Genomic DNA, 9,017 nt, shown 5'->3' on the forward strand with positions numbered 1-9,017 from the left:
GGTCGACCAAATGCAGCAGGCTCTCGACGAAGCCTGTGGTCTGGCGTAGCGCCATGCCGAACAACACTTTCATCGTCAAGCATGTCTGGATAGCGGTGTCGCTGTAGGTCTGCTGCCGACCGCGCTTACCGGTCGGCGCAGCCTCCCAGATCATCTCCGGGTCAAACCAGACTGTCAGCGAGCCACGGCGCTTGAGCGCTTCGTTATAGGCCGGCCAGTTCCTGGTCTTGTAGGTTGGGGGTGTGGGTCTGCTCATGTCGCCCAGCTACCACACTGGATTCGCGACATGAATCCCTCACGCGCTTTGTGCAACAGAGCCACTTGTCGGTAAACACTCTATTGGTCGGAAGTTCTGCATACTTAGGTGCGATTGATCCTGACGGGATGGGCATCCCCGTGATGCCGATAGCAGGAATGGCGATATGCGCACTATGGATTATGAATATAACGAGCTATAAAACTCTAAATGAGGCGAAGTTTTCCGTTATTAACGCTATTGAAGAAAACTTCGTTGAGCAGCCCTTTCACGATGAATGGAAAAAATTAGACCCAGATCAGGATGGGAAGAGGCATCGCCCATTCCATAAGGTGGAAGGTGTGGTGCCGTGGATTTTTATAGCTGTCTACCTTATTCAGGCGTCGACATTAATACCATGGCATCAGCTCGTAGATTCAGTCTGCGCATCAACCTGAGGAAAACCCAAAGGCGCTTAGTATCCCTTTGCAGACCTCCCTGCACAGCGCAGCGAACTTCCGCTTCCCGCCCGACGTGTCGGATGCTGCACCTGCAAAATCCCGCCTGCTCGTCCACTCCGGGGCTGACACCGGCCATTCGCGAGGCATGGCGTGAATGGCTGGCAAGGCCGAGGCTGTGTGAAAACACCCAGATGTGGTATGCTTCCGGTGATACGGGAGTGCATTTATGTCCGCCAAGATCCATCCGACGATTTGTAGGGTTTTGCAAGGACGGGACAAAATCGATGAACCCGCTATCGGAACGGATGGGCCTTTGGGTCGACCAAAGGGAGGGAAACGCACCAAGACCGCGCAACAGGCACCACGCATGCCCGGTGCGAGCGCGCCGGGACCGTTATCTTGTGGGACTGACCGTGGCGCGGATCGCAGGCGCATCTTTGCAACAGCCCATCCCGTAAGTCAGCGTCGCCCCCTTTGCGATGATGTTGTGTACGTGTTCTGCACAAATGAGACCGTCAGGCAGGTTCGTCCTCACTCACCACCGCCGCGAAGCATTTGAAGAACTTGGCCGCCAGCTTTTTCGCGGTGCTTTGAACAAGGCGGCTGCCCAGTTGCGCCAGTTTTCCGCCGATCACGGCCTTTGCCTCGTAGCGCAGGATCGTCTTGTCGGGCCCATCGGCTGTCAGCGTGACATCCGCTCCGCCCTTGGCGTGCCCGGCGGTCCCGCCATTGCCCTGTCCGGTCAATGAAAATGCATCCGGCGCGCCGGCGGTGTTCAGTTGCACGTCACCACTGAATCTGGCTTTCACCGGCCCAACCTTCAGGACCACTTTTGCCTCCAGTTCGGTGTCCGAATGCTTGACCAGCTCTTCGCAACCGGGAATGCATTGCTTGAGGACCTCTGGGTCATTCAGCGCGGCATAGACTTGGTCTTTGGGTGCGTTGATGATAATTTCGTCTGCCAGTTCCATGGGATATCCTTTTCAGCAACAAGGGAATTTTATGGTGGCCAAGTGCTCGGCCTGTTCCGGAGTCAGCGCTACCCTGCGGCGCAAGCGAGCGGCGAGCCGTTGAAGGATCTTCATACGGTTTCCTCCAGCTTGCCTGCGATCAAGGCCTCGTAGGCCTCGGGCGTGTCCATATCCGCGAAAAACCCCAGGCTGGTCAGCGCGTGAAATTGGACATGCTCCGGATGGGCGCGGGTGAATGTCTTGCACCCCGGCGACCGAGGGTCCTCCAGAAGTCGAGAGCGCAAGGCGTCTGGAACTACGATCGGGTTTCCGCGCCGTTGGTCCATCGCGGGGATAGAAATGCGCTGCGGATCCGCCGCCGCATGCGCGGCCAGCAAGGCTCGGATGTCATCCGCTGTCAGAAGCGGTTGGTCGCCGAGGCCAATGAGGACCGCGCCGGCGTCGTTTGAGGCTCGCAATCCACACGCGACCGATGTCGGCTGGCCGTTGGCATAATCCGCGTTGAAAACCGTCCTTGCCGCACTGCCTGCAAGGGCTGCCGCGACATCGTCAGCGTCGTGTCCGGTGACCACCAGAACCGGCCGCGTCGTTGCCGCGCTGTAGACATCCACCATGTGGCGGATCATCGGCACGCCACCAACAGAAAGGAGCAGCTTGTTGCGGTCCCCCATGCGGCGCGACAGACCCGCTGCCAATATGATGGCAGTGACGTCACGCATCGGACGGTTTCAATGCGGCGCGTCGGACCTGCACCAGTTGCGCCAGAATCGAAAGGGCGATTTCCTCTGGTGTCACAGCCCCCAGATCAAGCCCGGCGGGGGCTTTGACGGTGTCGATCGCTGATTGATCAAGCCCGGCTTCGGCAAGCATTGTGGCGAGGGCCGCATATTTCCTGCGACTTCCGACGAACGCCACACAGCGTGCGTCGGACGTCAATGCAGATTTCAGGGCACCAAGGTCGCCCTGACCCTGCGTCGCGACAACGACATAACTTTGATGGTGCGGCTTGGTCTGGTGCGGCGTGCTCGTGACGGCCCAGTGAAACTGCGGGGCAAGCGTGCTGAGGGCTTGGGCCACGGGAGAGGCGCCCATCACCACAAGCTGCGGCAAGGGCAAACAGGGTTCGATGAAGATATCGACCGTTCCGCGCGACGGGCAGCCATTGCGGGCGAATTTCATACCATCCACTTCGTCGCCCGCGACGACGCCCTTTTCCGCCAGAAGATCCTCGGGGGCGACCGAGACAAGCTGTGGAGTACCATCGCGCAAGGCCTGCAGTGCAGCCCGTTTGACCGCCCCACGGGTGCAGCCGCCACCCAGCCAGCCCTGCAGGATCGTCCCATCCGCGCTTAGCAGTGCCTTTGCACCCGGCTTGGCCGCCGTCGATCCGGCGGTGCGCACGATTGTGGCAAAGGCAAAGGGTTCATCCTTGTCTCGCAAGGCCTGCGCGGCTTCGGCCAGATCGCCTGAGAGGATTTCGGCCGGGGTCATAGCGTCGCCAGCTCCTGTTCAAGTGCGGCCAGATCGGCAAGGGTATTGGCCGGCTTGAAGGCATCAAGATACGGCAAGGCGGCCGCCATGCCTTCGGCCACCGGCGCATAATCTGCCCAGCCTTTCAGCGGGTTGAGCCAGATCACCTTGCAGCCGCGCTTGCGCAGTTTGGCCAACCCGTCTGCGATCAGGTCCGGCGGAGCCGTGTCATACCCATCCGATAGGATCAGCACGACGCTGCGCCCGTCGACGAACCGCTTGGCATAGGTATCCGCAAAGCGCACTAGGGACGGGCCGATTTTCGAGCCGCCCCCGAACCCGTCGGCCATCAGCGACATGCGCCCGATGGCGCGCGTCGCGTCCTTGTCGCGCAGAGCTTCGGTGATGCGCACGAGGCGGGTATGAAAGAGATAGGCGTCGGCGGCCGTATCGGCCCGCATGAGACCCGCGAGAAACGCGAGGAACACCTGGGCATAGACCGACATTGAGCCGGAGACATCGCAGAGCGCCACGATCTTGCGCGTCCGGTCCGGGCGCTTCTTGCGCAGAAGGCGCAGGGGTTCGCCACCGGTGGCGAGGCTTTGGCGAATGGTCTTGCGGAAGTGCAGACGATCCCCCTTGCGCGCGGCGATCCGGCGGCGAGACCGTGTGTCGCGCAGGGCTGCGCCGATGCGGCGGGCGATCTCCTCGGCCTCGGCAATCTCGTCCGGGCGCACCAGATCGCGCAGGTCTTTGCGGGCGAGGTTGTGTTGCTTTGTGGCGATCAGCTTGCCGGTACCGTCGCTCTCGGCCTCGCCGCCCTCCGCGTCGGGCGACGTGGCCGAACCGGACGCCGCCGCATCTTCGCCCTTGGCATCGCGCGAAGAATGCACATCGTCGCTGGTGGGGCTTTGGGGCGACGGGATCACCTTCTGTTTCACCCGGCCCATGTCCATCCAGTAGCTGTCGAAGAGATCGTCAAACCGCTCTGCCTCTTCCTTGCAGCCAGTGCAGACAGCGCGGAGCGCGCGTCGGCTATCATCCGGGCGGATCGCATTCACCTCGCACAGGGCGGCCATGGCCACGTCCGCTTCGGCCACACCAAGGCGCAGACCGTTGTCGCGCAGATGGGCGATGAACCCGGCCATCCGCGCGGCGGGGCCCGGATCGCGGCCTGCGAATTTCGTCACGCGGCTCATGCGGCTCTGCCGGCGATGCGTCCGGCCACTTCCGGGGTGATCTGCGCCTGATCGCTTTGAGTCTTGAGCAGGCTGGTCAGAGTCGATTGCAGAACCTTGGCGTCTTCGGTCAGATCGGCGATGCCAAGCCCCATGAGCGCAGCCGCGAAATCCAGCATCTCGGCGACGCCGGGAGTTTTCTCAAGGTCTTCCTCACGCAGTTTCTGCACAAAGCCCACGATCTGATCGGCAAGCCGCGCCTCGACCTCGGGGCAGCGCGCCTTGAGGATGGCCAATTCAGTCGCCTGGTCGGGATATTGAACATAGGTATAGAGGCATCGGCGGCGCAGGGCATCTGACAGATCTCGGGTGCCGTTCGATGTCAGGATCACAATGGGCCGGGTGACGGCCTTGATGGTGCCAAGCTCGGGGATGGAGACCTGGAAATCCGAAAGAATTTCCAGCAGGTAGGCTTCGAACTCTTCATCGGCGCGGTCGATTTCATCGATCAACAGCACGGGGGGCTTGTCTTGAGTGATCGCGGCAAGCAAAGGCCGTTCCAGCAGGAAATCCCGCGAAAAGATGCGCTCTTCGACGGCCTTGCCGGTTTCGCCGGCCTCGGAGGCGGCGCGGATGGTCAGAAGCTGCCGCTGGTAATTCCATTCGTAGATCGCCTGCGCCGCGTCCAGCCCTTCGTAGCACTGCAATCGGATCAACCGCGTGTCCTGCACAGCCGACAAGGTGCGGGCGATCTCTGTCTTGCCAACGCCTGCGGCCCCTTCAAGCAAAAGTGGGCGACCAAGCGACAGGGCAAGCTGAAGTGCCACGGCCAGATCATCGGAGGCGACATAGCCGTGACCGGCCAGCGCGGTTTTCAAATCAGTCCAGGTCATGCGTGTCTCCGTAGGGCGGGGTGAACCCCGCCCTAGCATTGGCCTTAGCCGTGCAAGCCAAGCTTGTTGGCGGTCTGCCAGATCCGCCAATGGTCATGCGGCATGTTGGTGTGCCGATTGCCAAAGGGGCGGAACGCATCCTGCACCGCGTTCGAGAAACACGGCACACCGCCCACATGTGGGCTTTCGCCGACGCCCTTGGCCCCGATTGGGTGATGCGGGCTGGGGGTTACGGTATAGTCCGTCTCGTAGTTGGGCACTTCCCAAGCCGTGGGCAGGAAGAAGTCCATCAACGTGCCGGTCTTGACATTGCCCATGTCGTCATAGGCAATCTCTTGCCCCAAGGCGACGGCGAGCGCCTCGGTCAGACCGCCATGCACCTGCCCCTCGATGATCATCGGGTTGATGCGGGTGCCGCAATCATCCAGCGCATAGAAGCGGCGGATCTCGGGCACGCCGGTATCGACATCAATATCCATGACACAGATATAGGCCCCGAACGGATAGGTCATGTTGGGAGGATCGTAGTAGCTGACCGCTTCCAGACCCGGTTCCAGCCCCGGAATGGCTTGGTTATAGGCGGCAAAGGCGATCTCTTTCATGGTCTTGAACCGCTCGGGCGCGCCTTTGACCACAAAGCGGTCCACGTCAAATTCCACGTCGTCATCGTGCACCTCCAGCAGGTAGGCCGCGATCATCTGCGCCTTGGCGCGGATCTTGCGCCCTGCCATGGCCGTCGCGGCGCCGGCGACCGGGGTGGACCGCGAGCCATAGGTGCCAAGACCGTAGGGTGCCGTGTCGGTATCACCTTCCTCGATGGTAATGCTGTCGGCAGATAGCCCAATCTCACTGGCGAGGATCTGCGCAAACGTCGTCGCATGCCCCTGCCCCTGAGAGATGGTGCCAAGCCGCGCAATCGCGGAGCCTGTCGGATGGATGCGAATTTCGCAACTGTCGAACATGCCAAGGCCAAGGATGTCACAATTCTTGACAGGGCCAGCGCCCACGATCTCGGTAAAGAACGACAGGCCTATACCCATCAGAGAGCGCGTCTTGCCCGCCTTGAAATCTTCGACCCTCTGCGCCTGCTCCGCGCGCAAACCTTCGTAGTCCACGGCCTCGAGCGCCTTGTCCCAGGCGGTGTGGTAATCCCCGCTGTCGTATTCCCAGCCAAGGGCGGCGGTATACGGGAACTGCTCTTTCTTGATGAAGTTGATGCGGCGCAGCTCTGCCGCGTCCATATCCAGCTCGATCGCGAGCACCTCGATCATGCGCTCGATGAAGTAGACGGCCTCGGTCACCCGGAAGGAACAGCGATAGCTGACACCGCCGGGGGCCTTGTTGGTATAGACGCCGTCGACCTCCAGATAGGCGGTCGGGATGTCGTAGGACCCTGTGCAGATGTTCATGAACCCGGCCGGGAACTTGGTCGGGTCGGCGCAGGCGTCAAAACCGCCGTGGTCCGCCGTGACGTGGCACTGCAACCCGGTGATCTTGCCCTCTTTCGTGGCCGAGATCTTGCCAGTCATGTGATAGTCCCGCGCGAAGGCGGTGGTCATCAGGTTGTCCATCCGGTCTTCGATCCACTTGACCGGCTTGCCCGTGACGATGGAGGCCACGACCGAGCAGACATAGCCCGGATAGGCTCCGACCTTGTTACCGAACCCGCCGCCGATATCGGGGGAGATCACGCGGATGTTGTGCTCTTCAATGCCGGAGATCAGCGAGACAACCGTACGGATCGCATGGGGGGCCTGGAACGTGCCCCAGAGCGTCAGTTTGCCGTTGACCTTGTCCATCGACGCCACGCAGCCGCAGGTTTCAAGCGGGCACGGGTGGGTGCGGTGGTAGTACATCGACTCGGTTACCACGACATCGGCATTGGCGATGACCTCTGCGGTTGGGTCCTTGTCGCCCGCTTCCCATGTGAAAATATGGTTGGGATGCTTGCGCGGCCCATGAGCGCCCGCAGGAATGGAGCCGTCCTCGGCCACCAGATCCTCACGCAGGATGACGTCCGATTTCAGGGATGCGAACGGGTCGACGATCACGGGGAGTTCTTCGTAGTCCACTTCGACCAGTTCGATCCCGTCGGCCGCCGCGTAGCGGTCTTCGGCCACCACAAAGGCCACTTCCTGCCCCTGGAACAGCACCTTACCATCGGCCAGTACCATCTGCTTGTCGCCCGCGAGAGTCGGCATCCAGTGCAGGCCAAGGGGGCGCAGGTCGTCTGCGGTCAGGACCGCCAGAACACCGGGCACTTCCAGCGCGGCGGAGGCGTCGATGCTCTTGATCCGCGCGTGGGCATAGGGCGAGCGGACGAAATCGCCGAACAGCATCCCATCCAGCTTGATGTCATCGACATAGTTGCCCTTGCCTTGGGTAAAGCGGGCATCCTCGACCCGCTTGCGCGAGCAGCCGAGGCCCTTGAGATTGTCGACACGTTCTTCGCGAGTGACGTCGTCCTTCATTCTGCGGCCTCCTTGGCTGCATTCATCTCGGCCGCAGCCGCCTGAATGGATTTCACGATGTTCTGGTAGCCCGTGCAGCGGCAGAGGTTTCCCGCCATGCCAAAGCGGATATCTTCTTCCGTCGGGTTGGGGTTTTCCTCAAGCAGCTTGGTGGCGCGAGTGATCATTCCGGGCGTGCAATAGCCGCACTGAAGCCCGTGAAGTTCCTTGAACGCCGTCTGCAGCGGGTGCAGGTCATCGGGGCCGCCGATGCCTTCGATCGTCGTGATCTCGGCGCCATCGGCTTGTGCCACGAACATGGTGCAGGCCTTGACTGATTTGCCGTTGATGGTGACGGTGCAGGCACCGCAATGCGAGGTTTCGCACCCGATATGCGGCCCGGTGATATTGAGCCGCTCACGCAGCGTGTAGATCAGCAGCTCACGCGGTTCTGCAAGGAACTCCTCCGCCTTGCCGTTAACGTTCAGCTTGATGTGCATTTTCTTAGACATGTCTTTTGCTCCCTTATGCCCGCGACCAAGCGCGCTCGATCGCGCGGCGCAGGATCACGCCAGCGACGTGGTTCTTGAAGGCCACGGGCCCGCGGTTGTCTTCGGTGGGGTCGATATCGCCCAGCATGGCGGCAACGGCGGCTGTCAAAGCGGCGTCATCCACGGGTGTCCCGACGAGCGCCCCGCCTGCGGCGTCCGAGAAGATCGGCGTATCGCTGAGGTTGGTCATTGAGATGGCGGCGCTTGCACAGCTACCGCCCTTCTTGACGATTTGCACGGCGGCGGCGGCGGTCGCATAATCGCCGATTTTGCGCTTCTGCTTTTCATAGGCGTAGCCGCCGGAGGGGCGTGGGATGGTGACGTGTGTGAGAACCTCATCATCTTCGCGCGCCGTCATGTAGGCCGCCTCGTAGAACTCCCGTGCGGGAACCTCGCGCGTGCCCTCTGGCCCGACGACCGTGAAACTTGCATCCAGACATTGCATGAGCCCCGGCATGTCGTTGCCCGGATCGCCATTGGCGACATTGCCGCCCACGGTTCCCATGTAGCGCACCTGCGGATCGGAGATCTGCAAGGCGGCTTCGCGCAGGATGGGGGCCGCTGCGGCCAGATCAGCATGGCCGATCAGATCGGATTGCGTGACCAGCGCGCGAGCTATGCCCGAAAGTTGGTGACGGCGTGATCAGGCGGCGGCTTGAAGTTGCTTGATCCCGTCCTTGAAGGCAATCCCCTGGACGATTTCCGGCAGCCGATTGGCACCGTCGAGTTTTCGCCATTTCGCCTGGGCTGACATCATCAGCCTGAAGGCCATGGCGAGGCCGGTTTTCCGGCTCAGGCAGCCCTTGGT

Annotated in this window: 9 protein-coding genes and 2 pseudogenes; 1 reads left to right on the top strand and 10 read right to left on the bottom strand. The window is 61.6% G+C overall.

The window, feature by feature from the left end; all coding sequences use genetic code 11:
* The coding region (locus G568_RS0117135; RefSeq protein WP_026758969.1) for an IS5/IS1182 family transposase at nucleotides 1–256 on the bottom strand (256 nt) is incomplete at its 3' end.
* Between the two features lie 50 nt (nucleotides 257–306).
* Between G568_RS0117135 and G568_RS20895 the strand changes: the two genes are divergently transcribed.
* The gene (locus G568_RS20895; RefSeq protein ID WP_425423416.1) at nucleotides 307–693 is read left to right on the top strand and encodes a RipA family octameric membrane protein; all 387 of its coding nucleotides are present in this window, start codon (nucleotides 307–309) and stop codon (nucleotides 691–693) included.
* Nucleotides 694–1,211: 518 nt separating this feature from the next.
* Here G568_RS20895 and G568_RS0117140 read toward each other — a convergent pair.
* The 9 genes and pseudogenes from G568_RS0117140 to G568_RS20395 form a co-directional block, all read right to left on the bottom strand.
* Nucleotides 1,212–1,667: an SRPBCC family protein gene (locus G568_RS0117140; RefSeq protein ID WP_026759124.1), complete on the bottom strand. Its 456-nt coding sequence runs from the start codon at nucleotides 1,665–1,667 to the stop codon at nucleotides 1,212–1,214.
* Nucleotides 1,668–1,777: 110 nt separating this feature from the next.
* Nucleotides 1,778–2,386 (bottom strand): nucleotidyltransferase family protein, encoded by a 609-nt coding sequence (locus G568_RS0117145; RefSeq protein WP_026759125.1) that lies wholly within the window; start codon nucleotides 2,384–2,386, stop codon nucleotides 1,778–1,780.
* The gene (locus tag G568_RS0117150) at nucleotides 2,379–3,158 is read right to left on the bottom strand and encodes an XdhC family protein (protein ID WP_026759126.1); all 780 of its coding nucleotides are present in this window, start codon (nucleotides 3,156–3,158) and stop codon (nucleotides 2,379–2,381) included. Before G568_RS0117150 ends, G568_RS0117145 begins: the two co-directional genes overlap by 8 nt.
* Nucleotides 3,155–4,336 (bottom strand): vWA domain-containing protein, encoded by a 1,182-nt coding sequence (locus G568_RS0117155; RefSeq protein WP_026759127.1) that lies wholly within the window; start codon nucleotides 4,334–4,336, stop codon nucleotides 3,155–3,157. Before G568_RS0117155 ends, G568_RS0117150 begins: the two co-directional genes overlap by 4 nt.
* Nucleotides 4,333–5,208 (bottom strand): AAA family ATPase, encoded by an 876-nt coding sequence (locus G568_RS0117160; protein ID WP_026759128.1) that lies wholly within the window; start codon nucleotides 5,206–5,208, stop codon nucleotides 4,333–4,335. The genes G568_RS0117155 and G568_RS0117160 overlap by 4 nt, the downstream gene beginning before the upstream one ends.
* Nucleotides 5,209–5,252: 44 nt before the next feature.
* Nucleotides 5,253–7,679, bottom strand: coding sequence for an aerobic carbon-monoxide dehydrogenase large subunit (locus G568_RS0117165; protein ID WP_026759129.1), 2,427 nt, complete (start codon nucleotides 7,677–7,679; stop codon nucleotides 5,253–5,255).
* Complete coding sequence (locus G568_RS0117170; RefSeq protein ID WP_026759130.1) at nucleotides 7,676–8,170, bottom strand: (2Fe-2S)-binding protein; 495 nt, start codon at nucleotides 8,168–8,170, stop codon at nucleotides 7,676–7,678. Before G568_RS0117170 ends, G568_RS0117165 begins: the two co-directional genes overlap by 4 nt.
* A 13-nt stretch (nucleotides 8,171–8,183) precedes the next feature.
* Nucleotides 8,184–8,819 (bottom strand): annotated as a pseudogene (locus G568_RS19365) (FAD binding domain-containing protein); the annotation flags it as partial.
* Nucleotides 8,820–8,852: 33 nt separating this feature from the next.
* A pseudogene (locus tag G568_RS20395) lies at nucleotides 8,853–9,017 on the bottom strand (IS256 family transposase); the annotation flags it as partial.

It is taken from the genome of Sediminimonas qiaohouensis DSM 21189 (assembly GCF_000423645.1).
Classification (GTDB): domain Bacteria; phylum Pseudomonadota; class Alphaproteobacteria; order Rhodobacterales; family Rhodobacteraceae; genus Sediminimonas; species Sediminimonas qiaohouensis.

Excerpts from the sequence above, each read along its gene's own strand:
- G568_RS0117140 (WP_026759124.1), bottom strand. The coding sequence starts at position 1,667 with ATGGAACTGGCAGACGAAATTATCATCAACGCACCCAAAGACCAAGTC.
- G568_RS0117150 (WP_026759126.1), bottom strand. The coding sequence starts at position 3,158 with ATGACCCCGGCCGAAATCCTCTCAGGCGATCTGGCCGAAGCCGCGCAG.
- G568_RS0117165 (WP_026759129.1), bottom strand. The coding sequence starts at position 7,679 with ATGAAGGACGACGTCACTCGCGAAGAACGTGTCGACAATCTCAAGGGC.
- G568_RS0117155 (WP_026759127.1), bottom strand. The coding sequence starts at position 4,336 with ATGAGCCGCGTGACGAAATTCGCAGGCCGCGATCCGGGCCCCGCCGCG.
- G568_RS0117160 (WP_026759128.1), bottom strand. The coding sequence starts at position 5,208 with ATGACCTGGACTGATTTGAAAACCGCGCTGGCCGGTCACGGCTATGTC.
- G568_RS0117145 (WP_026759125.1), bottom strand. The coding sequence starts at position 2,386 with ATGCGTGACGTCACTGCCATCATATTGGCAGCGGGTCTGTCGCGCCGC.
- G568_RS0117170 (WP_026759130.1), bottom strand. The coding sequence starts at position 8,170 with ATGTCTAAGAAAATGCACATCAAGCTGAACGTTAACGGCAAGGCGGAG.